Origin of the sequence: Stenotrophomonas sp. SAM-B (assembly GCF_013387485.1) — a bacterium.
Lineage (GTDB): Bacteria > Pseudomonadota > Gammaproteobacteria > Xanthomonadales > Xanthomonadaceae > Stenotrophomonas > Stenotrophomonas maltophilia_AA.
In genome coordinates, this window is record NZ_JABBXB010000001.1 from 553,458 (window position 1) to 578,356 (window position 24,899).

At 67.0% G+C, this 24,899-nt stretch carries 21 protein-coding genes; 15 read left to right on the plus strand and 6 right to left on the minus strand.

Features of this window, described 5'->3' with window-relative positions:
• Positions 1-49: 49 nt before the first annotated feature.
• Positions 50-1,423, plus strand: a complete 1,374-nt coding sequence (hslU, locus tag HH110_RS02405; protein ID WP_121039962.1) for an ATP-dependent protease ATPase subunit HslU — start codon at positions 50-52, stop codon at positions 1,421-1,423.
• Positions 1,424-1,486: 63 nt separating this feature from the next.
• On the opposite strand, the gene HH110_RS02410 is transcribed toward hslU, so the two are convergent.
• Positions 1,487-2,155 carry a TetR family transcriptional regulator gene (locus HH110_RS02410; RefSeq protein WP_176988154.1) on the minus strand — a complete coding sequence of 223 codons (669 nt, stop codon included), beginning with the start codon at positions 2,153-2,155 and terminating at the stop codon, positions 1,487-1,489.
• A gap of 231 nt (positions 2,156-2,386) precedes the next feature.
• On the opposite strand from HH110_RS02410, the gene smeD reads away from it, so the two are divergent.
• From smeD to HH110_RS02425, 3 genes are read left to right on the plus strand one after another with little or no spacing between them, the layout of a single operon-like run.
• Positions 2,387-3,565 (plus strand): multidrug efflux RND transporter periplasmic adaptor subunit SmeD, encoded by a 1,179-nt coding sequence (gene smeD, locus HH110_RS02415; RefSeq protein ID WP_070425967.1) that lies wholly within the window; start codon positions 2,387-2,389, stop codon positions 3,563-3,565.
• 12 nt (positions 3,566-3,577) lie between these two features.
• Positions 3,578-6,724 carry a multidrug efflux RND transporter permease subunit SmeE gene (gene smeE / locus HH110_RS02420; protein WP_176988155.1) on the plus strand — a complete coding sequence of 1,049 codons (3,147 nt, stop codon included), beginning with the start codon at positions 3,578-3,580 and terminating at the stop codon, positions 6,722-6,724.
• Positions 6,717-8,114 (plus strand): efflux transporter outer membrane subunit, encoded by a 1,398-nt coding sequence (locus tag HH110_RS02425; protein WP_176988156.1) that lies wholly within the window; start codon positions 6,717-6,719, stop codon positions 8,112-8,114. Before smeE ends, HH110_RS02425 begins: the two co-directional genes overlap by 8 nt.
• 84 nt (positions 8,115-8,198) lie before the next feature.
• Here the strand turns inward: HH110_RS02425 and HH110_RS02430 are convergent, their stop codons facing one another.
• From HH110_RS02430 to HH110_RS02440, 3 genes are all read right to left on the minus strand, one after another.
• Entirely contained in the window at positions 8,199-8,531 is a 333-nt protein-coding gene (locus HH110_RS02430; protein ID WP_176988157.1) for a hypothetical protein, read from the minus strand.
• A 62-nt stretch (positions 8,532-8,593) separates the two neighbouring features.
• Positions 8,594-8,872 carry a hypothetical protein gene (locus HH110_RS02435; RefSeq protein ID WP_176988158.1) on the minus strand — a complete coding sequence of 93 codons (279 nt, stop codon included), beginning with the start codon at positions 8,870-8,872 and terminating at the stop codon, positions 8,594-8,596.
• A gap of 254 nt (positions 8,873-9,126) precedes the next feature.
• A complete protein-coding gene (locus tag HH110_RS02440; protein WP_176988159.1) occupies positions 9,127-9,579 on the minus strand; it encodes a nucleoside deaminase in 453 nt (150 codons plus the stop codon).
• 78 nt (positions 9,580-9,657) lie between these two features.
• Here HH110_RS02440 and ubiE point away from each other — a divergent pair, with 78 nt between their 5' ends.
• Both ubiE and HH110_RS02450 read left to right on the plus strand, forming a co-directional pair.
• Positions 9,658-10,419: a bifunctional demethylmenaquinone methyltransferase/2-methoxy-6-polyprenyl-1,4-benzoquinol methylase UbiE gene (gene ubiE, locus HH110_RS02445; RefSeq protein WP_176988160.1), complete on the plus strand. Its 762-nt coding sequence runs from the start codon at positions 9,658-9,660 to the stop codon at positions 10,417-10,419.
• Between the two features lie 101 nt (positions 10,420-10,520).
• Entirely contained in the window at positions 10,521-12,461 is a 1,941-nt protein-coding gene (locus HH110_RS02450; RefSeq protein ID WP_176988161.1) for a M1 family metallopeptidase, read from the plus strand.
• Positions 12,462-12,532: 71 nt separating this feature from the next.
• On the opposite strand, the gene HH110_RS02455 is transcribed toward HH110_RS02450, so the two are convergent.
• Entirely contained in the window at positions 12,533-13,153 is a 621-nt protein-coding gene (locus HH110_RS02455) for a TetR/AcrR family transcriptional regulator (protein WP_176988162.1), read from the minus strand.
• A gap of 130 nt (positions 13,154-13,283) precedes the next feature.
• Here HH110_RS02455 and HH110_RS02460 point away from each other — a divergent pair, with 130 nt between their 5' ends.
• The 3 genes from HH110_RS02460 (at position 13,284) to HH110_RS02470 (ending at position 15,764) form a co-directional block, all read left to right on the plus strand.
• The gene (locus HH110_RS02460; RefSeq protein ID WP_176988163.1) at positions 13,284-14,330 is read left to right on the plus strand and encodes an MBL fold metallo-hydrolase; all 1,047 of its coding nucleotides are present in this window, start codon (positions 13,284-13,286) and stop codon (positions 14,328-14,330) included.
• 94 nt (positions 14,331-14,424) lie between these two features.
• Complete coding sequence (locus HH110_RS02465) at positions 14,425-15,156, plus strand: hypothetical protein (protein WP_176988164.1); 732 nt, start codon at positions 14,425-14,427, stop codon at positions 15,154-15,156.
• Complete coding sequence (locus HH110_RS02470) at positions 15,144-15,764, plus strand: HAD family hydrolase (RefSeq protein WP_342589206.1); 621 nt, start codon at positions 15,144-15,146, stop codon at positions 15,762-15,764. Before HH110_RS02465 ends, HH110_RS02470 begins: the two co-directional genes overlap by 13 nt.
• Before the next feature lie 173 nt (positions 15,765-15,937).
• On the opposite strand, the gene HH110_RS02475 is transcribed toward HH110_RS02470, so the two are convergent.
• Positions 15,938-16,876: a carbohydrate kinase family protein gene (locus HH110_RS02475; RefSeq protein WP_176988165.1), complete on the minus strand. Its 939-nt coding sequence runs from the start codon at positions 16,874-16,876 to the stop codon at positions 15,938-15,940.
• Positions 16,877-17,151: 275 nt separating this feature from the next.
• On the opposite strand from HH110_RS02475, the gene HH110_RS02480 reads away from it, so the two are divergent.
• From HH110_RS02480 to rodA (HH110_RS02505), 6 genes are all read left to right on the plus strand, one after another.
• Positions 17,152-18,198 (plus strand): rod shape-determining protein, encoded by a 1,047-nt coding sequence (locus HH110_RS02480; protein WP_019186044.1) that lies wholly within the window; start codon positions 17,152-17,154, stop codon positions 18,196-18,198.
• Between the two features lie 156 nt (positions 18,199-18,354).
• A complete protein-coding gene (gene mreC, locus HH110_RS02485; protein ID WP_176988166.1) occupies positions 18,355-19,425 on the plus strand; it encodes a rod shape-determining protein MreC in 1,071 nt (356 codons plus the stop codon).
• The gene (gene mreD / locus HH110_RS02490; protein ID WP_019186042.1) at positions 19,422-19,907 is read left to right on the plus strand and encodes a rod shape-determining protein MreD; all 486 of its coding nucleotides are present in this window, start codon (positions 19,422-19,424) and stop codon (positions 19,905-19,907) included. Before mreC ends, mreD begins: the two co-directional genes overlap by 4 nt.
• Before the next feature lies 1 nt (position 19,908).
• On the plus strand, positions 19,909-21,978 hold the full coding sequence (gene mrdA, locus HH110_RS02495; protein WP_176988167.1) for a penicillin-binding protein 2: 2,070 nt from the start codon (positions 19,909-19,911) through the stop codon (positions 21,976-21,978).
• Entirely contained in the window at positions 21,975-23,087 is a 1,113-nt protein-coding gene (rodA, locus tag HH110_RS02500; protein ID WP_176988168.1) for a rod shape-determining protein RodA, read from the plus strand. Before mrdA ends, rodA (HH110_RS02500) begins: the two co-directional genes overlap by 4 nt.
• A 166-nt stretch (positions 23,088-23,253) precedes the next feature.
• Positions 23,254-24,354, plus strand: coding sequence for a rod shape-determining protein RodA (gene rodA / locus HH110_RS02505; RefSeq protein ID WP_176988169.1), 1,101 nt, complete (start codon positions 23,254-23,256; stop codon positions 24,352-24,354).
• The last annotated feature ends 545 nt before the right edge of the window (positions 24,355-24,899 follow it).

Consider the following 24,899-nt stretch of genomic DNA (forward strand, 5'->3'; position numbering starts at 1 on the left):
GCCGCTGGCCGGCAACCTCGAAAAACCCAATTCATCCGTGAGCACACCCATGCCGCACAAGATTGAAGTTTCTTCCGCCACCATGACCCCGCGCGAGATCGTGCAGGAGCTGGACCGGCACATCGTCGGCCAGCACGACGCCAAGCGCGCGGTCGCCATCGCGCTGCGCAACCGCTGGCGCCGCATGCAGCTGCCGGCCGAGCTGCGCAACGAAGTCATGCCCAAGAACATCCTCATGATCGGCCCGACCGGCGTCGGCAAGACCGAGATCGCGCGTCGCCTGGCCACGTTGGCCAATGCGCCGTTCGTCAAGGTCGAGGCCACCCGGTTCACCGAGGTCGGCTACGTCGGCAAGGACGTGGAGCAGATCATCCGCGACCTCGCCGATACCGCGGTCAAGCTGTATCGCGAGCAGGCCAAGGTGCGCGTGCGCACCCAGGCCGAAGAGCGCGCCGAAGACCGCATCCTCGATGCGCTGCTGCCGCGCCGCAGCACCGGTATCGGCTTCGATGCCGAAGCCGCGCGCAATGAGCCGTCCGCGCAGGACAACGAGACCCGCATCAAGTTCCGCCGCATGCTGCGCAACGGTGAGCTGGACGAGCGCGAGATCGAACTGGAAGTGTCGGCCAACGTCAGCATGGACATCATGACCCCACCGGGCATGGAAGAAATGGGCCAGCAGCTGCGCCAGATGTTCTCCAGCATGGGCGGCGCGAAGGCGCAGAAGCGTACGCTGTCGATCAAGGCCGCGCGTCCGCTGCTGATCGAGGAAGAGGCCGGCAAGCTGGTCAACGAAGACGACATCCGCAGTGCGGCGATCGAGGCCTGCGAGCAGCATGGCATCGTGTTCATCGATGAGATCGACAAGGTCGCCAAGCGCGGCGACAACGTCGGCGGTGGCGATGTGTCGCGCGAAGGTGTGCAGCGCGATCTGCTGCCGCTGGTGGAAGGCTCCAACGTCTCCACCAAGTACGGCACGATCAAGACCGACCACATCCTGTTCATCGCCTCCGGTGCGTTCCACCTGGCCAAGCCCAGCGATCTGATCCCGGAACTGCAGGGTCGTTTCCCGATCCGCGTGGAGCTGGGGGCGCTGAGCAAGCAGGACTTCGTGCGCATCCTGACCGAGCCGAAGGCCGCGCTGACCAAGCAGTACGAAGCACTGCTGCAGACCGAAGGTGTCTCGATGAAGTTCACCGTCGACGCGGTGGACCGTCTGGCCGAGATCGCCTTCCAGGTCAACGAGCGCCAGGAAAACATCGGCGCGCGTCGCCTGCACACCGTGCTGGAGCGCCTGCTGGATACGCTTAGCTATGAAGCCCCGGACCGCGATGGCGAGACCATCAGCATCGACCAGGCGTATGTCGATGCGCATCTGGGTGAGCTGGTGCAGGATCCGGACCTGAGCCGCTACATCCTGTAACGGCACGCAACGATCGGGTGGTAGGAAGAACGGCGGCACTTCGGTGTCGCCGTTTTTTTTGCCTCAGACCTCGTCGTCGGTCGGCAGCGCCGTCGGCGGGGCGCCCGGGGTGAATACACCCGGTTTGACGAAGGCGCTGAAGATCGCATCCAGCGTCTGCATGCCGTCGCGCTGGATCTCGAACAGCTCAGGCTCCAGCATGGCGCTGTACAGCACGCCGGTCAGGCTGGTGCTGACGATCCGCGCCACGGTTTCGGCATCCACGTGGTCGCGCAGCTGGCCCAGCTCACGCGCGCGCTCGAGCGCGGCGGCGATGATCGCCAGCTCCTCGCGGGATGCCTCGCGCTGCAGTTCCTGCATCGCCTGGCTTTCCACCGACAGATCGTTGCGCAGCATGATTTCCATCATGTTGCGCAGCCGCTCGTCCTCGGCCAGCTCCCGGAAGGACACCAGCAGCGCCGAACGCAGGTCCAGGATCGGCGTGCTGCGCTTGGCCGAGGTGGTGCGGCGCATCCGCTCGATGAAGGGCACGCGCTCGCGGTCGATCATCGCGGTCAGCACTTCGGCTTTGTTCTTGAAGTGCCAGTACACCGCGCCGCGGGTGAATCCGGCGCGCGCGCCGATCATCGCCAGGCTGGTGCCGGCGACCCCGTATTCATGGAAACAGACCTGGGCTGCATCGAGGATGCCCTCGCGGGTGGCCTGGGCCTCTTCTTTGGTTTTTCTGGCCATTGCGCTGTGCAGTTGCTGGATGAAACCGGCCTGAATTGTACCGCTTTACAAACAAACATGCATGTATGTATATTTGCGCCCCACTGATCCTCAGCGAGGACTGCCTGCAGATGCCGGCGGGTCTCGTTTCGGATATTTGTCGTCATTTGCTGCCTGTTTGTCGTCATTCTTCGCTTTTATCGGAAGTTGGGCTGCAGGCGCGCCCTTTTCCGTCTGCGAGCCCCTACCGCCATGTCCAGAACCCCGTACCGTCTTCTCGCGCTGTCCCTCGCGATCGCCCTGACCGTGTCCGCCTGTGGCGGCGGTGAGCAGGAGGGTCCGCAGGGCGGCCCCGGCCAGGTCACCGTGGCCACCCTGAAGGCCGAGCAGGTCGGCCTGACCCGCGAGTTGCCGGGCCGCACCAATGCCTTCCTGGTCGCTGAAGTGCGCCCCCAGGTCAACGGCATCGTGGCCAAGCGGCTGTTCACCGAAGGCGGCCTGGTGACTGCGGGGCAGCCGCTGTATCAGCTCGATGACGCCAGCTATCGCGCCCAGGCCAACAGCGCCCGTGCCCAGCTGGCCCGCGCCGAAGCCACCGCCAATGCCGCACGCCTGAGCGCCAGGCGCATCGGCGAACTGGCCAAGGTCGAGGCGGTCAGTACCCAGGACAACGAGAACGCGATCGCCGCGCTGAAGCAGGCCGAGGCCGATGTCGGGGCCGCGCGTGCCTCGCTGGACGCCGCCAACGTGACGCTGGGGTATGCCCGCATCACCGCGCCGATCAGCGGCCGGATCGGCAAGTCCTCGGTCACCCAGGGCGCGCTGGTCAGCGCCGGCCAGGCTGAAGCGCTGGCGACCGTGCAGCAGTTGAACCCGATCTATGTCGACCTGACCCAGTCCGCCAGCGAGCTGCTGCAGCTGCGCCGCGAACTGGCCAGCGGTCGCCTGCAGGACAACCAGACCCTGCCGGTGACGATCCTGCTCGACGACGGCACCGAGTTCGACCACAAGGGCACGCTGGAATTCTCCGAAGTCAGCGTGGATCCGACCACCGGCAGCTATGCGCTGCGGGTCAAGGTCGAGAATCCGGACCAAGTGCTGATGCCGGGCATGTACGTGCGTGCCCAGGTCGGCAGCGGCGTGCGCGAGAACGCGATCCTGGTGCCGATGCAGGGCATCGCCCGCGATCCCAAGGGCGATACCAGCGCCATGGTGGTCGGCAAGGATGACAAGGTCGAAGTGCGGCAGGTCAAGGTCAGCCGTTCGCTCGGCGACAAGTGGCTGGTGGAAGACGGGCTCAAGGCCGGTGACAAGGTCATCGTCGAAGGCCTGCAGAAGATCCAGCCGGGCATGCCCGTGCAGGCCACCGAAATGGGCGCGGCCCCGGCCAAGCCGGCCGCCGCGCCGGCGGCTCCCGCCGCCCAGCAGTAACCGGAGAATTCCATGGCACGTTTTTTCATTGATCGCCCCATCTTCGCGTGGGTGATTGCGATCATCATCATGCTCGCCGGTGGCTTGGCGGTGCTCAAGCTGCCGGTGTCGATGTACCCGGAAGTGGCACCGCCGGCCGTCGAGATCAGCGCCAACTATCCGGGTGCATCGGCCAAGGTGGTCGAGGACTCGGTGACGCAGATCATCGAGCAGAACATGAAGGGCCTGGATGGCCTGATCTACTTCTCCTCCAACAGCTCCTCCAATGGCCAGGCCACGATCACGCTGACCTTCCAGAGCGGCACCGACCCGGACATCGCCCAGGTGCAGGTGCAGAACAAGCTGCAGCTGGCGATGCCGCTGCTGCCGCAGGAAGTGCAGCGCCAGGGCATCAACGTGGCCAAGTCGAGCAGCGGCTTCCTGCAGGTGCTCGGCTTCGTGTCTGAAGACGGCAGCATGGATGCCAACGACATCTCCGATTACGTCGGCTCCAACATCGTCGATCCGCTGAGCCGCGTGCCGGGCGTGGGCAACATCCAGGTGTTCGGTGGCAAGTATGCCATGCGCATCTGGCTGGACCCCAACAAGCTGCACACCTACAAGCTGTCCACCGCCGAAGTGATCGCCGCGATCACCGCGCAGAACGCGCAGGTCGCCATCGGCCAGCTCGGCGGCGCGCCGTCGATCAAGGGCCAGCAGCTCAACGCGACCATCAACGCGCAGGACCGCCTGCAGACCCCGGAGCAGTTCCGCAACATCATCGTGCGCAGTGCGCAGGACGGTGCCGAACTGCGCCTGGCCGACGTGGCCCGGGTCGAGCTCGGCGCGGAATCGTACGACTTCGTGACCCGTTACAACGGCAAGCCGTCCTCGGGTATCGCGATCACCCTGGCCACCGGCGCCAACGCGCTGGCCACCGCCAACGGCGTGCGCGCCACCCTGGATGAAATGGCCCCGAACTTCCCGGCAGGCCTGAAGGCGGTGGTGCCGTATGACACCACGCCGTTCGTGCAGGTCTCGATCAAGGGGGTCATCAAGACCCTGATCGAAGCCATCGTGCTGGTGTTCCTGGTGATGTACCTGTTCCTGCAGAACTTCCGCGCGACCCTGATCCCGACGATCGCGGTGCCGGTGGTGCTGCTGGGCACGTTCGGCATCCTCGCCGCGCTGGGCTTCTCGGTGAACATGCTGACCATGTTCGCGATGGTGCTGGCGATCGGCCTGCTGGTCGATGACGCGATCGTGGTGGTGGAGAACGTCGAGCGGATCATGTCCGAGGAAGGACTGTCGCCGCTGGAAGCCACGCGCAAATCCATGAGCCAGATCACCGGCGCGCTGGTCGGCATCGGTCTGGTGCTGTCGGCGGTGTTCGTGCCGATGGCCTTCATGAGCGGTGCCACCGGCGTCATCTACCGCCAGTTCTCGGCCACGATCGTTTCGGCGATGGCGCTGTCGGTGCTGGTCGCGATCGTGCTGACCCCGGCGCTGTGCGCGACCATGCTCAAGCCGCTCAAGAAGGGCGAGCACCACGTGGCCCACAAGGGCTGGTCGGGCCGCTTCTTCAATGCGTTCAACCGCGGCTTCGACCGCTCCAGCACCGGCTACCAGCGTGGCGTGCGCGGCATCCTCGGCCGTCCGTGGCGCTTCATGGGCGTGTTCGCTGCACTGGCGCTGGTGATGGGCCTGCTGTTCATGCGCCTGCCCAGCTCGTTCCTGCCCAATGAAGACCAGGGCATCCTGATGGCGCTGGTGCAGACCCCGGTCGGTGCCACCCAGGAACGCACGCTGGAATCGATCGACAAGCTCGAAAAGCACTTCATGGAGAACGAGGCCGACGCGATCGAGTCGATCTTCTCGGTGCAGGGCTTCAGCTTCGCCGGCATGGGCCAGAACGCGGGCATGGCCTTCGTCAAGCTCAAGGACTGGAAGGACCGCGATGCGGACCAGGGCGCGATGCCGATCACCGGCCGCGCGATGGCCGCGCTGGGCGGGATCAAGGACGCCTTCATCTTCGCCTTCCCGCCGCCGGCGATGCCGGAACTGGGCATCGGCTCGGGCTACACCTTCTTCCTGAAGGACACCAGCGGTGCCGGTCACCAGGCGCTGCTGGACGCACGCAACCAGCTGCTCGGCATGGCCGGGCAGAGCAAGCTGCTGGCCAATGTGCGCCCGAACGGTCAGGAAGACACGCCGCAGCTGCGCATCGACATCGACGTCGGCAAGGCAAGTGCGCTGGGCCTGTCGCTGGAGGCGGTCAACACGACGCTGGCGGCGGCTTGGGGCAGCAGCTATATCGATGACTTCATCGACCGTGGCCGGGTCAAGCGCGTGTATGTGCAGTCCGATGCGCCGTTCCGCATGAACCCGGAAGACTTCAACCTGTGGTCGGTCAAGAACACCGCCGGTGAGATGGTGCCGTTCTCGGCCTTCGCCAGCCAGCGCTGGGACTACGGTTCGCCGCGCCTGGAACGCTACAACGGCGTATCCGCGATGGAGATCCAGGGCGAGCCGGCCGCGGGCGTGGCCTCGGGCGATGCGATGAACGAAGTGGAGAAGCTCGCCAAGCAGCTGCCGGCCGGTTTCGACATCGAGTGGACCGCGCTGTCCTACCAGGAACGCCAGGCCGGTTCGCAGACGCCGCTGCTGTACACGCTGTCGCTGCTGATCGTGTTCCTGTGCCTGGCCGCACTGTATGAAAGCTGGAGCGTGCCGACCTCGGTGCTGCTGGTGGCCCCGCTGGGCATCCTCGGCGCGGTGCTGGCCAACACCATGCGTGGCATGGAGCGCGACATCTACTTCCAGGTGGCGATGCTGACCACGGTCGGCCTGACCAGCAAGAACGCGATCCTGATCGTGGAGTTCGCCAAGGAAAACCTGGAGAAGGGCGCCGGCCTGATCGAGGCGACGATGCACGCCGTGCGCGACCGTCTGCGCCCGATCATCATGACCTCGCTGGCCTTCGGCCTGGGCGTGCTGCCGCTGGCGATCGCCTCGGGTGCCGGTTCCGGCGCACAGCAGGCCATCGGTACCGGCGTGCTCGGCGGCATGCTGGTCGGCACGGTGCTGGGTGTGTTCTTCATCCCGCTGTTCTTCGTGGTGGTGCAGCGCGTGTTCAATCGCAAGAAATATGGCAAGAACGCAGGAGGTTCCGATGCGTAAGCCCTTGATGGCCAGCCTGGCGCTGGCCGTGAGCCTGGTGCTGTCCGGCTGCTCGACCCTGGAGCCGCGCAGCACCGAAGTCGCCCCGGCGATTCCCTCGCAGTGGCCTGCCACGGCCACCGCGGGAGCACAGACCGCAACGGCTGACGTTGCCGACATCGGCTGGCGCGACTTCTTCGTCGATCCGCGCCTGCAGGCGGTGATCACCCAGTCGCTGGACAACAACCGCGACCTGCGCGTGGCCGTGCTCAATGTCGAGCGCGCCCGGGCGCAGTACCGGATCCAGCGCGCCGATCGCGTGCCGGCCATCGGCGTGCAGGGGCAGATGACCCGCAGTGGCGGCGATGCCCCGGTGACCGAGCAGTTCAGTGCCAACCTCGGCGTGGTCGAGTTCGAACTGGACCTGTTCGGGCGCGTGCGCAATCTGAGCCAGGCCGCGCTGCAGCAGTACTTCGCCGAAGCGGCCAACCGCCGCAGTGCCCAGCTGTCGCTGGTCGCCGAGGTGGCCAACGCATGGCTGACCCTGGGGGCCGACAGCGAACAGCTGCGGATCGCCCAGGCGACGCTGGCGACCTACGAGGACTCGCTGCGCCTGACCGAGGCCCGTCGTCAGCTCGGCGGCGCCTCGGCGCTGGAACTGAGCCAGACCCGTACCCTGGTGGAGACCGCGCGCACGGATGTGGCGCGCTTCGCCGGGCAGGTCGCGCAGGACCGCAATGCGCTGGTGCTGCTGGCCGGTGGGCCGATCGATGCGTCCCTGCTGCCGCAGGCCGAGGTGACCGACGTGGCCAGCGTGCGTCCGCTGCCGGCCGGCGTGCCGGGCGACGTGCTGCTGCGGCGGCCGGACGTGATGGCCGCCGAGCACGTGCTGCTGTCGGCCAATGCCAACATCGGCGCGGCCCGCGCGGCGTTCTTCCCGTCGATCAGCCTGACCGGCAACATCGGTTCGGCCTCGTCGGAGCTGTCGGGTCTGTTCGACAGCGGCACGCGCGTGTGGAGCTTCATTCCGAAGCTCAACCTGCCGATCTTCCAGGGCGGCAAGCTGCGCGCGAACCTGGGCATGGCCACCGCCGATCGCGACATCGCGCTGGCGCAGTACGAAAAGGCGATCCAGTCCGGCTTCCGCGAGGCCGCGGATGCGCTGGCATTGAACGAGAGCCTGGATGCGCAGCTGTCTTCGCAGCAGGCGCTGGTGGCCGCCGCGGAGCAGGCGCAGCAGTTGTCGCAGGCACGCTATGACGCCGGCCTCGACAGCTTCCTGACCTTGCTGGATGCGCGGCGTACGGCGTACACCGCACGCCAGTCGCTGGTCAGCACGCAGCTGGCGCAGCAGTCCAATCAGGTGGCGTTGTACAAGGTGCTCGGCGGCGGTTGGCACGAGCGCGGCTGAGGTATCACGGGTGCGGCCATGCGGTCGCACCCTCGCGTCTGTTGGTACGGATCAGCGCATCGCGCTTGATCTGGATCGCGGCGGTCAGACGCGGGCGTGCAGCCGCGGGCGCGATGCCTGGTCCTGGCGGCCGGCATGGTAGATGTGTTCCCAGCACTCGTCGACGAACTGGCGTGCCTGTTCTTCGGACAGGCGCGGCATGATCTGCAGCGCGTAGTGGGTCTGGAACATTTCATCGCGCTGCTCATCGCTCGCACGCGGTTGCGTGATCAGCGAGTCGCAGGCGAATTTGATCCACGGCACGTAATGGCCGAACGAGCCCGTCCCGAGGTTGCCGTCGGCATGACGCTGGCGCCAGTGGCTGACTTCGGCGTCGACATCGATGACGGCAGGGATGGAGATCTGGGCGGAAGACATGGTCACTTCAGTTTGGGAAGAAGGGAATCTGGATGATGGCGTAGAGCGCGGTGCAAGCGATGTCATGGCGATGTGGAGCCTGTGTGGCGGCGTTGGCTGCGGTGTTCGCCGAGCAGATGCGCGTGCTCGACCACGCCGAGGCGTTCGGCCAGGGAGGCCAGACGATCGCAGACGGCAACGTGATGGTGCGGATGGGACCGCGTCAACTCATCCTGGATCGCCTGGTAGGCATCCCAGAAAGGCGCGGCGTTGTGGTGGCGTGCGTAGTGCACCTGCAGTCTTTCCCACGCGTCCATCAACGCAGGTTCGACGGAGGAGGTGCGGCGGGTTTGGGCATGCATGACGTCTCCTCGACGATGGTGCCCCCTGTGCAACCACCTTAAGACGTTCATGCAGCGCCGTTGTTAGCACCGCGTGTTCGCAGTGCCCGGCAACGGTCGACGGCGCGTGACGGCGTCACGCGCAGACACCCACGGCACAGGGGCCTGCACCCCGGCCGTGTCACTGAAGCATTCAGAACGTTGCAGCGCCCGCGCGCGCCGCAAGGGGAGCGCGCGGGGCTCTTTCGCGCGGATCCGCGCGAAAGGGGGCGTACTTACTCGCCGATGTCTTCGTTCCAGACCTCGGGATGGGCGTTGATGAAGCCGCCGAGCAGGTCGATGCAGGCCTGGCTCTGCATGTCGATCACCGTGACGCCGTTCTCGCGCAGCCAGTCGATGCCGCCCTGGAAGGTGACCGATTCGCCGACCACGACGGTGCCGATGTTGAACTGGCGGACCAGCCCGCTGCAGTACCAGCAGGGGGCCAGGGTGGTGACCATGATGGTGTCCTGGTACCGGCGTTGGCGGCCCGCCTTGCGGAACGCATCGGTCTCGCCGTGCACGGACGGGTCGCCCTCCTGCACGCGGCGGTTGTGGCCGCAGCCGAGCAGGCGGCCATCGTTGTGGTACAGCGCGGCGCCGATCGGGATGCCGCCTTCGGCCAGGCCCTGACGGGCTTCGGCGATGGCGGTCTCGAGCAGGGCGGCGTAGTCGGGGGTGGTGATCATGCGCAATCCAGGGACGTGAAGGCCTTCATCATAGTGGGCGGCCTGCCGCAACGGCGCCGGCGGTGCGATAATCGTCCCATGAGCGAATCCCCCTACAAGACTGGCACCACCCATTTCGGCTTCCGCGATGTCGCTGCGAAGGACAAGCAGAAGCTGGTGGGCGAAGTGTTCACCTCGGTCGCGCGCAGCTACGACCTGATGAACGATCTGATGAGCCTGGGCATCCACCGGGCGTGGAAGCGCTACTACGTAGCCACCGCGCAGGTGAAGCCGGGCGACCGCGTGCTCGACCTGGCCGGCGGCACCGGTGACATCGCCGCGCTGATCAAGGAGCGGGTCGGCGACGAGGGTGAAGTGGTGCTGGGCGACATCAACGCCGGCATGCTCTCGGTGGGCCGCGACCGGCTGACCAACCGCGGCCTGGTCGCGGGCCTGAACTACGTCCAGTGCAACGCCGAAGCACTGCCGTTCCCGGATGCGAGCTTCGACCTGGTCACGATCGCCTTCGGCCTGCGCAACGTCACCGACAAGGAAGCCGGCCTGCGCGAGATGCACCGCGTCCTCAAGGTGGGCGGCCAGGCACGCGTGCTGGAATTCTCAGAGGTCACCGCGGACTGGTTCAAGCCGATCTACGATTTCCACTCGTTCAAGATCCTGCCGAAGCTGGGCCAGCTGTTCGCGCGCGATGGCGACAGCTACCAGTACCTGGCCGAGAGCATCCGCAAGCATCCGCCGCAGGAGCAGCTCAAGGCGATGATGGCCGATGCCGGTTTCGAGCGGTGCCATTACAAGAACCTGACCGGCGGGATCGTCTCGATCCACTCCGGCTACAAGCTCTGACGCTTCGCGCAGCCAACTGAATGCGCAGACCGTCACGTACGGCCTGCGCGCGGTCCCGGGACAGGGGTAAACTGGTCGTTTCACCCCGATCGGTCCCGTTCATGCGATCTCCGTTCCTGTTGATTCCCCTGGCCGTCGCCCTGGCGTCCGGCTGCTCCAAAGAACCGGCGGCTCCGACCGTCGATCCCACTGCCAATGCGCCGGCGGGCACTGCCATGAAAGCGGACAGCCGCAGCCACGATGAAAGCTCGTACGCCGAGCCGGACAAGGTGGTCGTCAAGGACCTCGCGCTGGATCTGAAGCTGGATTTCGACAGCAAGCAGATCGGTGGCACCGCGACCTACACCCTGGAGTGGAAGGACAAGGCCGCCAAGCAACTGGTGCTGGACACCCGCGAGCTGAGCGTGGAGAAGGTCGAGGCGATCGCCGCCGACGGCAAGACCGCGCCGCTGCCCTTCGTGCTGGCCCCGGCCGACAAGGTGTTCGGCAGCAAGCTGAGCATCGAGACCCCGGACCAGCCGGCCAAGGTCGTGATCACGTATCACACCGCACCGACCGCCTCGGGCCTGCAGTGGCTGGAGCCGTCGATGACGGAGGGCAAGAAGCTGCCCTTCATGTTCAGCCAGTCGCAGGCGATCCACGCCCGTTCCTGGGTGCCGCTGCAGGACACCCCGAGCGTGCGCTTCACCTACAGCGCGCATGTGGTCTCGCGCCCGGACGTGATGGTGCTGATGAGCGCCGACAACGATCCCAAGGCCGCGCGTGATGGTGATTACACCTTCAAGATGCCGCAACCGATCCCGTCCTACCTGCTGGCCATCGCCGCCGGCGACCTGGTGTTCGAGCCGATCTCCGGCCGCTCCGGGGTGTGGGCCGAACCGACCATGGTCGGCGAGGCCGCCAAGGAATTCGAAGACACCGAGAAGATGATCGGCGCCGCCGAGAAGCTCTACGGTGAGTACCGTTGGGGCCGCTACGACATGCTGGTGCTGCCGCCGTCGTTCCCGTTCGGTGGCATGGAAAACCCGCGCCTGACCTTCGCCACCCCGACCGTGATCGTCGGCGACAAGTCGCTGGTCTCGCTGGTCGCCCACGAATTGGCGCACAGCTGGTCGGGCAACCTGGTGACCAACGCCAGCTGGAAGGACATCTGGCTCAACGAAGGCTTCACCACCTACGTGCAGGGCCGCATCACCGAGGCGCTGTACGGCCAGGAAATGGCCGAGATGGAGCGCGAGATCGACCAGAACGATCTGCTCGCCGAAGTGAAGGACATGAGCCCGGCCGACCAGGCCCTGGCGCTGCCGCCGCTGAGCGAGCGTGATCCGGACGAGGCACTGAGCAACGTGGCCTACGTCAAGGGTTCGTGGTTCCTGCAGTTCCTGGAGCAGCGCTTCGGCCGCGAGACCTTCGATCCGTTCCTGCGCGGCTGGTTCGATGACCACGCCTTCCAGAGCGCCAACACCGACCAGTTCGTCGAATACCTGAAGAAGAACCTGCTGTCCAAGAAGCCTGGCGCCGTCACCGATGCCGAGCTGAAGGCATGGCTGGACGAGCCGGGCATTCCGTCGTTCGCGACCAAGGCCCGCTCGCGCAACTTCTCCATCGTGGATACCGCACGCATCGCGTGGCAGGGCAGCAACACGTTGCCGAATGCGCAGATCACCGGCGAGTGGGGCACCCAGGAATGGGTGCACTTCATCGACGGTCTGGGCAAGACCCTGCCGGTCGAGAAGCTGGCTGCGCTGGACAAGGCCTACCACTTCACCGGCACGGCCAACGGCGAGATCGCGATGCGCTGGTATCCGCTGGCGATCCGCAGCGGCTACAGCGAAGCGAACGAGGCCGCCGGTGCGTTCATCGAGCGCGTTGGCCGCCGCAAGCTGATCCTGCCGATCTACGCCGAACTGGTGAAGACGCCGGAAGGCCTGGCCTTTGCCAAGGCGGCCTTCGCCAAGGCGAAGCCGGGGTATCACCCGATCACCACCGGCTCGGTCCAGGACATGCTGGACAAGGCCGAGGCGGGCACGGCCAAGCCGTAATCGCCAGACGCATCGGTTGAACGAAAAACGGCGGGGAAACCCGCCGTTTTTTCATGCCTCGGCGCCAGCGCTCACACCGCGCGCACCGCCAGGAACATGTCCACGCAGTCGTGCATCACCTGGTGCTGCTGCGCCGGCGCCAGCGGTGGCTGGCCGAAGGTGATCTGCGGCCAGAACGCAAACGCTTTGAGCATCGCCTGCAACTGGTGGGCCGCCTCGGCGGGCGGCATCTCCGCGCGCAGCCGGCCATCGGCCTGGGCGGCGCGGATCCAGCCGGTCAGGCCTTCTTCCTTCTCGGCCAGCTTGTCCATCATCGCGCGCGCCCGTTCGGGCGTATGCACCAGCTCGGCCATCGCCACCCGGGACAGATCGATGAAGCCGGGGTCGTCGAGCAGGCGCATCTTCCGCGCCGCGAACACCAGCAACTGATCGCGCAGCGGCCGTGCCGGATCGTACGGCACGACATCCATCGCCTGGCTGGCCTCGAACAGCTGCCACAGGATCGCGGTGAACAGTTCGTCCTTGCTGGCGAAGTGGTTGTAGACGGTGCGCTTGGATACCTCGGCCGTGGCCGCGATGCGGTCCATGCTGGTGCCGGCGAAGCCGAACGTGCGGAACTCGGCTACCGCCGCTTCGAGGATGGCCGCGCGCTTGCGGTCGGTCAGGCGGGCAGGGCGGTCGGAGGGGCTCATGCCGCCATTTTACACCGTTCAGTTTACTTTTCGGAAAAGGCAAGTACACTCGCCGGTGTACTTTCCAGGGCAAGCCCCGATGACGCGTCGCCTGCCTCGATTCCTCCTCCTTCTGACGGTATTGATCGCCATGTCCATTGGCCTGTTGACCTGCGGTGCCCGCCCGGCTGCCGCCTATGACCAGTCGCCGCAGTTCGGCGACGGGCGCTTCCACAATCCCGTCGGCAAGAGCGCGCTCGGCTTCGTCGGCACGCTGGGCGTGATGTGGAAGTTCCTGTTCGACAAGCCGGCCGATGCCAGCCCGCTGGCGCCGATCCCGGTGCAGGCGCTGACCCGCCAGGCCCTGCTCGACGCGCCCGATGACAGCCTCTGGCGGTTGGGGCACTCGACGATGCTGATGAAGCTGGACGACCATTTCTGGCTGACCGACCCGGTGTTCGCCGAGCGCGCCTCGCCGATGTCGTTCATGGGGCCCAAGCGGTTCCACGCCCCGCCGTTGAGCATCGACGAACTGCCGCCCATCACCGGCGTGATCATCTCCCACGACCATTACGATCACCTCGACCACGCGGCCATCCTCGCGCTCGCGCCGAAGGTGCAGCACTTCGTCACCGCGCTCGGCGTGGGTGACCGTTTGATCGGGTGGGGCGTGCCGGCGGCGAAGGTGGTGCAGCTGGACTGGTGGCAGGACACCCGCGTGGAAGGCCTGAAGATCGTCGCGACCCCGGCCCAGCATTTTTCCGGCCGCACCCTCGCCGACGGCAACCGCACGTTGTGGGCCTCGTGGGTGATCGACACCGGGCATACCCGCATCTTCTTCAGCGGTGACACCGGCTACTTCGATGGCTTTGCCCGCATCGGCGAGCGCTACGGCCCGTTCGACCTGACCATGATCGAGACCGGCGCCTACGATGCGCAGTGGCCGGACGTGCACATGCAGCCCGAACAGAGCCTGCAGGCGCACCTGGACGTGCGCGGCAAGGTGATGATGCCGATCCACAACGGCACCTTCGACCTCGCGCTGCACCCGTGGACCGAACCGTTCGAACGCATCACCACGCTGGCGCAGGAACAGGGCGTGGCGCTGACCGCGCCGCACATGGGCGAACGCCTGGATATCCGCGCACCGGCACCCTCCACCCAGTGGTGGCGGGAAGGGCAGCCGGCCACGCCGTGACGTTGGCGCCGAACGGCGTCGTGCCGGCATGACGCGCTTGGCGATAAAGTAGGCGCAGGCGCCTGGCGCGCCATCGTCCAACACGGAGCACCCAATGAAGCGACTGATCCTGGTAGTGGCCTGCGCCTTCGCGCTGGCCGCCTGCAGCAATCCCGAGGCCGAGCGCCAGGCGCAGGAAGCCGCCGCGGCCGCCGCCAAGGCGCAGCAGGAAGAGAAGGCCGAAGGCGTGGCCAAGCAGTACGACATGGCCGTCGCCGCGCAGGATTGGGAGCGCGCGCGCATCCACGGCGGCTCGCTGCTGGATCAGTACAAGGACACCGACGTGGCTGCCCGGATCGAACCGGGCTACGCCGAGGTCAAGGCCAAGGCTGAAGCCGCGCGCGAGACGCGCCGCCTGCAGGCGCTGTGGCAGTACAACAAGATCCCGGTCGGGACCAAGGGCATCCAGGCCTCCGCGCAGATCTACAGCAAGGAGCGGGTGGATGTGGACGGCAGCGGTGCCAAGCCGGTGCAGCTGGTCTTCCGCGACCATCCCGAGTGGAAGCGCCACGCCTACCTCGTGCTGCAGGCCGGCGATTTCCGCTGCCCGAAGTGCCAGGTCAACGTGACCGTCGACGACGGCAAGCCGGTCGCGATGGCGGCCTGGCGCCCGGATACCGATGAGGCGATCGCGATGTTCATCACCGACCAGAAGGCGCTGTGGAACCTGGCCCGCAAGGCCAAGGTGATCAGCATCGAATTCCCGGTCAAGGCCGGCGGCACGCGAACAGCCGTATTCGAGACCGGCGGCGTGGACGCCAGCCAGATGCCGCAGTGGTGGCAGTAAGCGGCCTGCCGGCCATCCGTCACTGGGTGTTCGACATGGACGGTACGCTGACCGTGGCGGTGCATGATTTCCAGCGCATCAAACGCGAGCTCGCGATCCCGCAGGAAGACGACATCCTGACCCACCTCGCCGCGCTGCCGGCCGAGGTGGCGGCGGAGAAGCATGACTGGCTGCTGGCACACGAACGCGCGCTGGCAGAGCACGCGCAGGCCGCTCCCGGTGCCGTGGCCCTGGTACGCGCGCTGCACGGTGCGGGCTGCCGGCTGGGCATCCTGACCCGCAACGCGCGCGAACTGGCCGAACTGACGCTGCAGGCGATCGGTATAGGGGACATGTTCGCCACCGACGACATCATCGGCCGCGACGAAGCCCAGCCCAAACCGTCACCGGCCGGGCTGCAGTACTTCGTCGAGCGCTGGCAGGCAGCGCCCGCCCGGATGGTGATGGTCGGCGATCACCGTTTCGACCTCGAATGCGGCCGCGCCGCCGGTACCCGCACCCTGCTCGTCAACACGCCGGACAACCCGTGGCCGGGCCTGGCGTGCTGGCATCTGGCCGACTGCGGCGAGGTGTTGGCGGCGTGGGAAGGGAAGCGGGTTTCGGCCTGATCGCAGCGGACAAGGCCTGTCGCATGCTCAACCGGCGACGGACCTGAAAAGCAGCCAGGCATGGCCTGGCTCTACCCTCATCCCCCCGATTTCCCTCTGGTGGAGAGCCCCCTTGATGTTCAAGGGGGCGCGCCAACGGCGCGGGGTTCAGGTGGAATGCGCGGGCAATTCGGTTACGCGCTTAGCGCGTAGCCGAATTGCTGCTTGAACTGCTCATTGAACTCATCAAACGTGAAGCGCTGGTTCTGGGTGCCCGGGTGCTCGACCTTCAGCGCGCCCATCAGGTTGCCCATGCGGCCGATGGTCAGCCAGTCGTAGCCCTTCTCGATGCCGTAGATCAGGCCGGCGCGGAAGGCGTCGCCGCAGCCGGTCGGGTCGACCACGCGGCGCTCGTGCGCCGGCGGGATGTCATAGGTCTTTTCCGGGGTGTGGATGACCGCGCCCTTCGGGCCACGGGTGGTGATGTAGGCCTTGACCCGGCTCACGATCTCCTTTTCATCCCAGCCGGTGCGTTCCTGCAGCAGGTTGGACTCGTAGTCGTTGACCACGACGTAGTCGGCCTGTTCGATGAAGGTGCGCAGCTCCGGGCCGTTGAACAGCGGCATGGCCTGGCCCGGGTCGAAGATGAACGGCACGCCGCCTTCGAAGAATTCCTGCGAGTTCTGGATCATGCCCTCGCGCCCGTCCGGGCCGACCAGGCCCAGGGTCACGCCCGGCACGTCCTTCACGTGGTTCTCGTAGGACCGCATCATCGCGCCCGGGTGGAAGGCGGTGATCTGGTTGTTGTCGTGGTCGGTGGTGATGAACGCCTGCGGGGTGAACAGCTCGTCGATCACCTTGACCCGGCTCAGGTCGATGCCTAGGCCCTGGAAGTACTCGCGGTACGGGCCGAAGTCCGAGCCCACGGTGCCCATCGGGATCGGCTCGCCGCCCAGCAGGTACAGGTTGTAGGCGATGTTGCCTGCGCAACCGCCGAATTCACGACGCATGCGCGGCACCAGGAACGACACATTCAGGATGTGCACCTTGTCCGGCAGGATGTGATTCTTGAACTGGTCCGGAAACACCATGATGGTGTCGAAGGCAAGAGAACCACAGATCAAAGCGGACATCGAGTAAGGCCTATGCGGAAGGGAGTTTGAGGCCCGTCTGGCGGGCAACGAAACGGCGCCTCGCGGCGCCCTGCGGCGCAAAGGTTAACGGGTGAGGCGGCTTTGGGCCAGAACCCGGGCTGTCCGGATTGGCCTGAATGGCCGTGAAGGCTGGCTTTCGGCCAGATTTGTCCTTGCTCGCGCACAGGGGGATTGCTAGGCTTGTCGACCTCGAATTCTGCCCATTTTTTCGCCATCCCGCGTTGGGCGCGACACCCCTCAGGATCAACTCCCAGATGTTCAAGAAACTGCGTGGCATGTTCTCCAATGACCTGTCCATCGACCTGGGCACGGCCAACACCCTCATCTACGTGCGTGGGCAGGGGATCGTGCTGAACGAGCCGTCGGTCGTGGCCGTGCGCCAGGACCGTGCCATCGGTGGTACCCGTTCCGTGGCTGCCGTGGGCGCCGAGGCCAAGCAGATGCTCGGCCGTACCCCGGGGCATATCACCACCATCCGCCCGATGAAGGATGGCGTCATTGCCGACTTCACCTACACCGAGGCGATGCTCAAGCACTTCATCAAGAAGGTCCACAAGTCGCGCTTCCTGCGCCCGAGCCCGCGTGTGCTGGTCTGCGTGCCGGCCGGCTCGACCCAGGTCGAGCGCCGCGCGATCAAGGAATCGGCCGAGGAGGCCGGTGCGCGCGATGTGTTCCTGATCGAAGAGCCCATGGCCGCTGCGATCGGCGCCGGCATGCCGGTGACCGAAGCGCGTGGCTCGATGGTCATCGACATCGGCGGCGGCACCACCGAAGTGGCGGTGATCTCGCTGAACGGCATCGTCTACTCGGCCTCCGTGCGCATCGGCGGCGACCGCTTCGACGAATCGATCACCAACTACGTGCGCCGCAACCACGGCATGCTGATCGGTGAAGCCACCGCCGAGCGGATCAAGGTCGAGCTCGGCTGCGCCTACCCGCAGGCGGAAGTGATCGAGATGGAAATCTCCGGCCGAAACCTCGCCGAGGGCGTGCCGAAGATGATCAAGATCAACTCCAACGAGGTGCTTGAAGCCCTGCACGAGCCGCTGTCGGGCATCGTCAGCGCGGTCAAGCTGGCGCTGGAGCAGACCCCGCCGGAACTGTGTGCCGACGTCGCCGAGCGCGGCATCGTGCTGACCGGTGGTGGTGCCCTGCTGCGCGACATGGACCGCCTGATCTCCGAGGAAACCGGCCTGCACGTGCAGGTGGCCGATGACCCGCTGACCTGCGTGGCCCGCGGTGGTGGTCGTGCGCTGGAGCTGGTGGACATGCACGGCAACGAGTTCTTTGCGCCGGAGTGAGCCGTACCGGCCGTGTATCGTAGACACGCCTCTGCGGCGTGATGCCTCCGGTGTGCCCCGCTCACCGGGCGTCACCCCGCCGGGGCGTTGTCGCATGCTGTTCCCGCTGCGCTCTCGTTCCGCGCGCTTCATCCACACTTTTCCCAGTCGACGCCTGTGCCGCCTTACGCCGGTCCTCCCGTAGCCTCCCGCCAGGGCGATGCCGCCAGTCCGCTGCGCCTGCTCGCATACCTGGCGTTGGCCATCACCCTGATCGTGCTCGATGACCAGGCCGGCTGGCTGTCGCGCCTGCGCGCGCAGGCCAACGTGCTGGTGCAGCCGGTGTGGGCGCTGGCCGGCCTCCCGGGTCGCCTGGGCACCCAGGTCAAGGACAACGCGGCCAGCCACGGCCAGCTCGTCACCGAGAACCGCGAACTGCGCAACCAGCTGCTGATCGCCAATGCGCGCCTGACCCGCCTGCAGACCGCCGCGCTGGACAATGCCCAGCTGCGCGAGCTGCTCAACGTGGCCGAGCGCAGTGGCCTGGACGTGCAGCTCGCCCCGATCCTGGATATCGACCTGGACCCGGTGCGGCAGCGTCTGGTGCTGGCCGCCGGCACCCGCGATGGCGTGCATGTCGGCCAGGCGGTGATCGATGCCGGTGGCCTGATGGGCCAGGTGATCGCCACCACCGGCAACAGCGCGACCGTGCTGCTGCTCACCGACCCCGACCACGCGGTGCCGGTCACCGTGGCCCGCAACGGCGTGCGCCTGATCGTCTACGGCCGTGGCGACACCCTGGAGCTGCGCGACATTCCGCTCAGTGCCGGGGTGGAAGTGGGCGACGAGATCGTCACCTCCGGTCTCGGGGGGCGCTTCCCGGCCGGATTCCCGGTCGGCAGCATCACCGCGCTGCGCCCGGATGACACCCATGCCTTCCTGGTCGGCGAGCTGAAGCCAGCCGCCCAGCTCGACCGCGGCCGCGATGTGCTGCTGCTGCGCCCGGGCGAGGCGATCCGCATCCCGCCGAACCTGCGCCGTGATGCCAGCGAAGCCGGTGGACCGGCCGCTGCGCCGCTGCAGGAGGGCACGCCGGCCGGCACCGCAGCGCCCGCCAATGCACCACAGGCCAACCGGCCCGGTCCGGCCGCACCGGTACCGGTGACCGCTCCGCGCCGTGCCGCAGCCGAATCCACGGTAGTGCCGAGCCATGCTCGGCAGACCGAACCCGTGGAGAACCGGCCATGAGCCGTCTGCGCGACAAACCCTGGGTGCTGCCGGTCAGCCTGGTGGTGGCCCTGCTGCTCGGCCTGCTGCCACTGCCGGCCCTGCTGCAGCCGCTGCGCCCGTACTGGCTGGCGCTGGTGCTGGCCTACTGGGTGATCGAAACACCGGACCGGGTCGGGCTGGGCATCGCCTTCGCCAGCGGCGTGATCGCCGATCTGCTCTATGGCGGCGTGCTCGGCGAGCAGGCGCTGCGGCTGGTGATCCTGACCTTCATCCTCCAGCGCTTCCGCGCGCGCATCCGCTTCTTCCCGATGTCGCAGCAGATCCTGGCGATCGGCGGCCTGCTGTTCAACGATCGCATCGTCAGCGCGGTGGTGCACATCGTGGTCGGCGAGCCGACCCTGCCGTGGTCGTACTGGTGGGCGCCGCTGCTGGGCATGGCGCTGTGGCCGCTGGTGTTCGTGTTGCTGGACGCCCTGCGCTTCGGGCGACGCGGGCGCTGACATGTACATGCGCCGCCAGGCCAAGAATCCGCATGCCGAGGCAGAACAGTTCCGGCGCCGCGCCGCGCTGGGCTTCCTCGGCGTGCTGGTGTGCCTGCTCGGCCTCGGCGGCTGGTACTTCAAGCTGCAGGTGATGGACCACGACATCTACGCCACGCGCTCGGAGGCCAACCGGATCAAGCCGCGGCCGGTGGTGCCGGGGCGCGGGATGATCTACGACCGCAACGGCCGGCTGCTGGCCGAGAACGTGCCTGCGTTCCGCCTGGACATCACCCCGGACAAGGTCAAGGACATGGACGCCACGCTGGCGGGCCTGTCGAAGATCCTCGCGCTGAGCCCGGAAGACATCGAGACCTTCAACCGGTCGCGCAAGGCCCGCCGCAGTTTCCTGCCGGTCACGCTTAAGCTGCGCGTCACCGATGAGGAGATGGCGCGGTTCGCGGTGGACCGCTGGCGTTTCCCAGGCGTGGAGCTGGAGCCGTACCTGACCCGTCGCTATCCGTATGGCGATCTGTTCGCGCACATCATCGGCTACGTCGGCCGGGTCGATGACAAGGACCTGGAGATGCTGGGCGAGGGCAATGCCGCGCTGACCCACATCGGCAAGTCCGGGCTGGAGCGCTATTACGAGCAGCAGCTGCGTGGCAAGGTCGGTTACGAGCAGGTCGAGACCAACGTACAGGGCCGGGCGATCCGCACCATCGGCCGGGTCGCGGCGCAGTCGGGCAGCGACCTGCGGCTGTCGATCGATGCCGACCTGCAGCGCGCGATGGTCGCCGCCTTCGGTGAGTTCGAGGGCGCGGCGGTGGCGATGGACCCGCGCACCGGCGAAGTGCTGGCGATGGTCAGCCTGCCGTCCTACGACCCCAACCTGTTCGTCAACGGCATCTCGCACGCCGACTTCAAAGCGCTCAACGACAACCCCTCGCGGCCGCAGTTCAACCGCCTGGTGCTTGGCGGCGTCGCGCCCGGTTCCACCATCAAGCCACTGATCGGGCTGGCCGGCCTGGACAGCGGCGTGCGCAGGCCAGAAGACAAGATTCTCTCCACCGGCATGTTCTATCTGCCGGGCACCTCGCGCGGCTGGGGCGATGCCAACCGTGGGGGCCATGGCTGGACCGATCTGCGCAAGTCGATCACCCAGTCGGTCAATACGTATTACTACAAGCTGGCGCTGGATCTGGGCATCGACCGCTTCGACCACTACATGGGCTACTACGGGTTCGGTGCGCCGACCGGCATCGACCTGACCGGCGAGATCGGCGGCATCCTGCCGTCGCCGGCGGCCAAGTTCAAGGCGCGCAAAGAGCGCTGGTATCCCGGCGACACCGTCAACGTCAGCATCGGCCAGGGTGACTGGAAGGTCACGCCGCTGCAGCTGGTGCATGGGGTGGCCGGCATCGCCGATGGCCAGCTGCGGCAGCCGCACCTGGTGATGCAGCAGCGCGCCGGTTTCGATGCGGACTGGACCGCTACGCCGCCGGGCGAAAGCAAGCCGATCAGCCCGACGCCGGGCAATCTGCAGGCCGTGCGCGAAGGCATGATGGGCACCATGCAGCCGGGCGGCAGCGGTGCGCGTGCTGCCGCCGGAGCCCCGTATGTCATGGCCGGCAAGACCGGCACCGCGCAGGTGATCAGCCGCCGCGGTACCGCGGCGGTCAACCCGCGCAGCCTGCCGCTGCATCTGCGCCACCGCGCGCTGTTCGTGGGCTTCGCACCGGCCGACCACCCGGTGATCGCGGTGGCGATCGCGGTGGAGGGCGGTGGTTACGGTGGCTCGGCGGCAGCACCGATCGCCCGCAAGATCTTCGACGCCTGGCTGCTCGGCAAGATGCCCGACGGCCTGGAACCGCTGGACAGTGAGCGCGGCACCACCGCGATCGGCATCACGGCGTTCGACGGGGGCGATGGTGCGGCACGTGAAGCGGGCGATGCCGCCGTGGCCGCGCTGGAGCTGCTGCCGGTCATGGTCGGTGTGCCTGCCGCGCCCGAGCCCGCACCGGCGCCGCTGCCCGGCGCCCCCGTGCCGAGTGCCACCGCGCCGCCGACCGCACCGGAGCGGACACGATGAAGGTCTTCCTGCGCTGGGCGGTCGATATGGCCGTCCGCTTCAGCAGCTCGCTGGACTGGGTCCTGTGCCTGGCTCTGGGCGCGCTGATGCTGATCGGCCTGGCGGTGCTCAAGAGCGCCGGCGGCGACGGCCTGGTGTTCGCGCAGGGCGCGCGCTTCGCGGTCGGCCTGGCCGCGATGTGGGCGATCTCGCGCGTGTCGATCCTGCGCATCCGCTCGGCCACGCCGTTGATCTATGCGGTCTCGATGATTCCGCTGTTGGCCGTGTTCGTGCTCGGCACCGGCAAGTACGGCCGGCAGTGGCTGGATCTGAAGCTGTTCTACCTGCAGCCGGCCGAACTGCTCAAGGTCAGCCTGCCGATGATGGTGGCCTGGTATCTGCATCGCATGCCGCTGCCGCCGCGCTTCTCCACGGTGCTGACCAGCGCGGTGATCATCGGCGTACCGACCGGGCTGGTGATGCTGCAGCCGGACTTCGGCACCGGCGTGCTGATCGCCGCCAGCGGTGCGTTCGTGCTGCTGCTGGCCGGCCTGCCGTGGTGGTGGGTGGGCGTGGCGGTCGGCGGTGTCGCCGCGGCCGCGCCGGTGGCCTGGTTCTGGTTGCTGCGGCCGTACCAGAAGGACCGCATCATGATGTTCATGGACCCGGAGAGCGATGCGCTCGGCGCGGGCTGGAACATCATCCAGTCCAAGATCGCGATCGGCTCGGGGGGGGTCGACGGCAAGGGCTGGGGGCAGGGCTCGCAGTCGCACCTGAACTTCATTCCCGAGCAGACCACCGACTTCGCCTTCTCCGTGCTCAGCGAGGAGTTCGGCTGGATCGGCGTGGCCATCGTACTCGCGCTGTACCTGGTGGTGATCGGGCGCTGCCTGTGGATCGCCTCGCAGTCGCGCGATACCTATTCGCGCCTGCTGGCGGGCGCGACCGGCCTGGCGTTCTTCGTCTACGTGCTGGTCAACGGCGGCATGATTTCCGGCCTGCTGCCGGTGGTCGGGGTGCCAATGCCCTTGATCAGTTACGGCGGTACCTCGGCGGTATCGCTGCTGGCCGGCTTCGGCCTGGTGATGGCGGTACGTCGCCACAACCCGGTGCACGGCGGCTACGGCTGAGCGTACGCGATGCGTACGCCGTGACCCTGCGGTACGTGTCGGCTAAGGTTTGCGGTGCCCACGCGTGTTACGGTCCTGCGCTCGCGCCGGCCCGCCTGTCGGGCCCGCTTTCTGTTCGCCGTGTCGCCTCCTGCTGTGCGTCGCGTCATCCACAGGAGTCGTCCGCATGGTCGAACTACTGCAGCGCGCACGCGCCGTGTTCCATTTCTTTTTCCGCACGCTGGACCTGCCGCTGCTGGGCGCGTTGTGCCTGCTGATGGTGGCCGGCCTGGCCGTGCTTCACAGCGTGGACGGTCCGGTGCATGCGCAGGCGATGCGCTACGGGGCCGGCCTTGCCGCACTCTGGGGGCTGTCGCGGCTGCCGGTGGTGGAACTGCGCGTGTGGTCGCCGTGGATCTACACGCTCTCCCTGCTGCCGCTGCTGGCGGTGTATGTGGTCGGCACCGGCAAGTACGGCCAGCGCTGGTTGAACCTGGGCGTGTTCTATCTGCAGCCTTCCGAGCTGCTCAAGCTCAGCCTGCCGATGATGATGGCGTGGTACCTGCACAAACAGCCCTTGCCGCCGCGGCCGCGCGCGGTGCTGACCGCCGCCGTGCTGATCGGTGGCCCGGCGGTGCTGATCCTGCTGCAGCCCAACCTGGGCACCGCGACGCTGGTGACCGCCAGTGGCGTGTTCGCGCTGCTGCTGGCCGGGCTGCGCTGGTGGTGGATGGCGGTGGCGCTGGGTGGCTTGTCGGTGGCGGCGCCGCTGGCGTGGTTCGGATTGCTGCGGCAGTACCAGAAGGATCGCGTGCTGACCTTCCTGTATCCGGAGAACGATCCGCTGGGCACCGGCTGGAACATCATCCAGTCCAAGATCGCGATCGGCTCGGGCGGCATGCACGGCAAAGGCTGGGGGCAGGGCACCCAGGCCACGCTGGATTTCCTGCCCGAGTACACCACCGACTTCGCCTTCTCGGTGCTGGCCGAGGAGTTCGGCTGGGTCGGGGTGGCGGTGGTGCTCAGCCTGTTCCTGTTCGTCACCGCGCGCTGCCTGTGGATCGCCAGCCAGTCGCGCTGTGGATACTCGCGGCTGCTGGTCGGCACCACCGGCCTGGTGTTCTTCGTCTACGTGCTGGTCAACGGCGGCATGATCTCCGGGCTGCTGCCGGTGGTGGGCGTGCCCATGCCCTTGATCAGCTATGGCGGCACGTCGGCGGTATCGCTGCTGGCCAGCTTCGGGCTGGTGATGGCCGCGCGGCAGCATCAGCCGGTGCATTCGACATGAGGCCGGCATCCGCCATGCATTGCGCACGCGCCCAGGCGAAAACGCTTCCACGTGCAGGCATCGTCAAGCTGTCGCCGCAAAAGTGAGAAGTGGCGCACAGATATGAAGTGACTTGATCTCGATCAATGGACTTGTCGCAAACGGCCTGCACAATGGCGGCCCGCCAACAACGACGCGCTGAGCCAAGCATCGCGAAGGGGGAGTCTGGCGGGGAGTAGTTGACCTCACAGGTAGAGAGGGCGAGGCGCGCGCTGGGGAGATGCGCGCCGCGCCGCTGCCGATCGGGTCCGGTTTGGCCGGTTGCGTCCGCGGGGATGGGGACGCAGCCGGCAGACCTCTTCGCCCGGTGTTGCCAGCGCACAAAGTGAGACGTGCGTCGCCGCCGCTGCCGGTCGTGGCGTCTGCCAGGCAGCCTTGCCGGAGGCGCGAGCGCGTTCCCGTTCCACCGCACGGTCGTCGTGCGTGAGGATCAACATGAATGGGGAAGTGAGCCGAAGCGTCCTACACGCGGCCTTAACGGCATCGGTGGAACTCAGGCAATCCGT

What these genes read in the sequence shown, in the direction of transcription:
- hslU (WP_121039962.1), top strand. Translation starts at nt 50, where the DNA reads ATGCCGCACAAGATTGAAGTTTCTTCCGCCACCATGACCCCGCGCGAG.
- HH110_RS02410 (WP_176988154.1), bottom strand. Translation starts at nt 2,155, where the DNA reads ATGGCCAGAAAAACCAAAGAAGAGGCCCAGGCCACCCGCGAGGGCATC.
- smeD (WP_070425967.1), top strand. Translation starts at nt 2,387, where the DNA reads ATGTCCAGAACCCCGTACCGTCTTCTCGCGCTGTCCCTCGCGATCGCC.
- smeE (WP_176988155.1), top strand. Translation starts at nt 3,578, where the DNA reads ATGGCACGTTTTTTCATTGATCGCCCCATCTTCGCGTGGGTGATTGCG.
- HH110_RS02425 (WP_176988156.1), top strand. Translation starts at nt 6,717, where the DNA reads ATGCGTAAGCCCTTGATGGCCAGCCTGGCGCTGGCCGTGAGCCTGGTG.
- HH110_RS02430 (WP_176988157.1), bottom strand. Translation starts at nt 8,531, where the DNA reads ATGTCTTCCGCCCAGATCTCCATCCCTGCCGTCATCGATGTCGACGCC.
- HH110_RS02435 (WP_176988158.1), bottom strand. Translation starts at nt 8,872, where the DNA reads ATGCATGCCCAAACCCGCCGCACCTCCTCCGTCGAACCTGCGTTGATG.
- HH110_RS02440 (WP_176988159.1), bottom strand. Translation starts at nt 9,579, where the DNA reads ATGATCACCACCCCCGACTACGCCGCCCTGCTCGAGACCGCCATCGCC.
- ubiE (WP_176988160.1), top strand. Translation starts at nt 9,658, where the DNA reads ATGAGCGAATCCCCCTACAAGACTGGCACCACCCATTTCGGCTTCCGC.
- HH110_RS02450 (WP_176988161.1), top strand. Translation starts at nt 10,521, where the DNA reads ATGCGATCTCCGTTCCTGTTGATTCCCCTGGCCGTCGCCCTGGCGTCC.
- HH110_RS02455 (WP_176988162.1), bottom strand. Translation starts at nt 13,153, where the DNA reads ATGAGCCCCTCCGACCGCCCTGCCCGCCTGACCGACCGCAAGCGCGCG.
- HH110_RS02460 (WP_176988163.1), top strand. Translation starts at nt 13,284, where the DNA reads ATGTCCATTGGCCTGTTGACCTGCGGTGCCCGCCCGGCTGCCGCCTAT.
- HH110_RS02465 (WP_176988164.1), top strand. Translation starts at nt 14,425, where the DNA reads ATGAAGCGACTGATCCTGGTAGTGGCCTGCGCCTTCGCGCTGGCCGCC.
- HH110_RS02475 (WP_176988165.1), bottom strand. Translation starts at nt 16,876, where the DNA reads ATGTCCGCTTTGATCTGTGGTTCTCTTGCCTTCGACACCATCATGGTG.
- HH110_RS02480 (WP_019186044.1), top strand. Translation starts at nt 17,152, where the DNA reads ATGTTCAAGAAACTGCGTGGCATGTTCTCCAATGACCTGTCCATCGAC.
- mreD (WP_019186042.1), top strand. Translation starts at nt 19,422, where the DNA reads ATGAGCCGTCTGCGCGACAAACCCTGGGTGCTGCCGGTCAGCCTGGTG.
- mrdA (WP_176988167.1), top strand. Translation starts at nt 19,909, where the DNA reads ATGTACATGCGCCGCCAGGCCAAGAATCCGCATGCCGAGGCAGAACAG.
- rodA (WP_176988168.1), top strand. Translation starts at nt 21,975, where the DNA reads ATGAAGGTCTTCCTGCGCTGGGCGGTCGATATGGCCGTCCGCTTCAGC.
- rodA (WP_176988169.1), top strand. Translation starts at nt 23,254, where the DNA reads ATGGTCGAACTACTGCAGCGCGCACGCGCCGTGTTCCATTTCTTTTTC.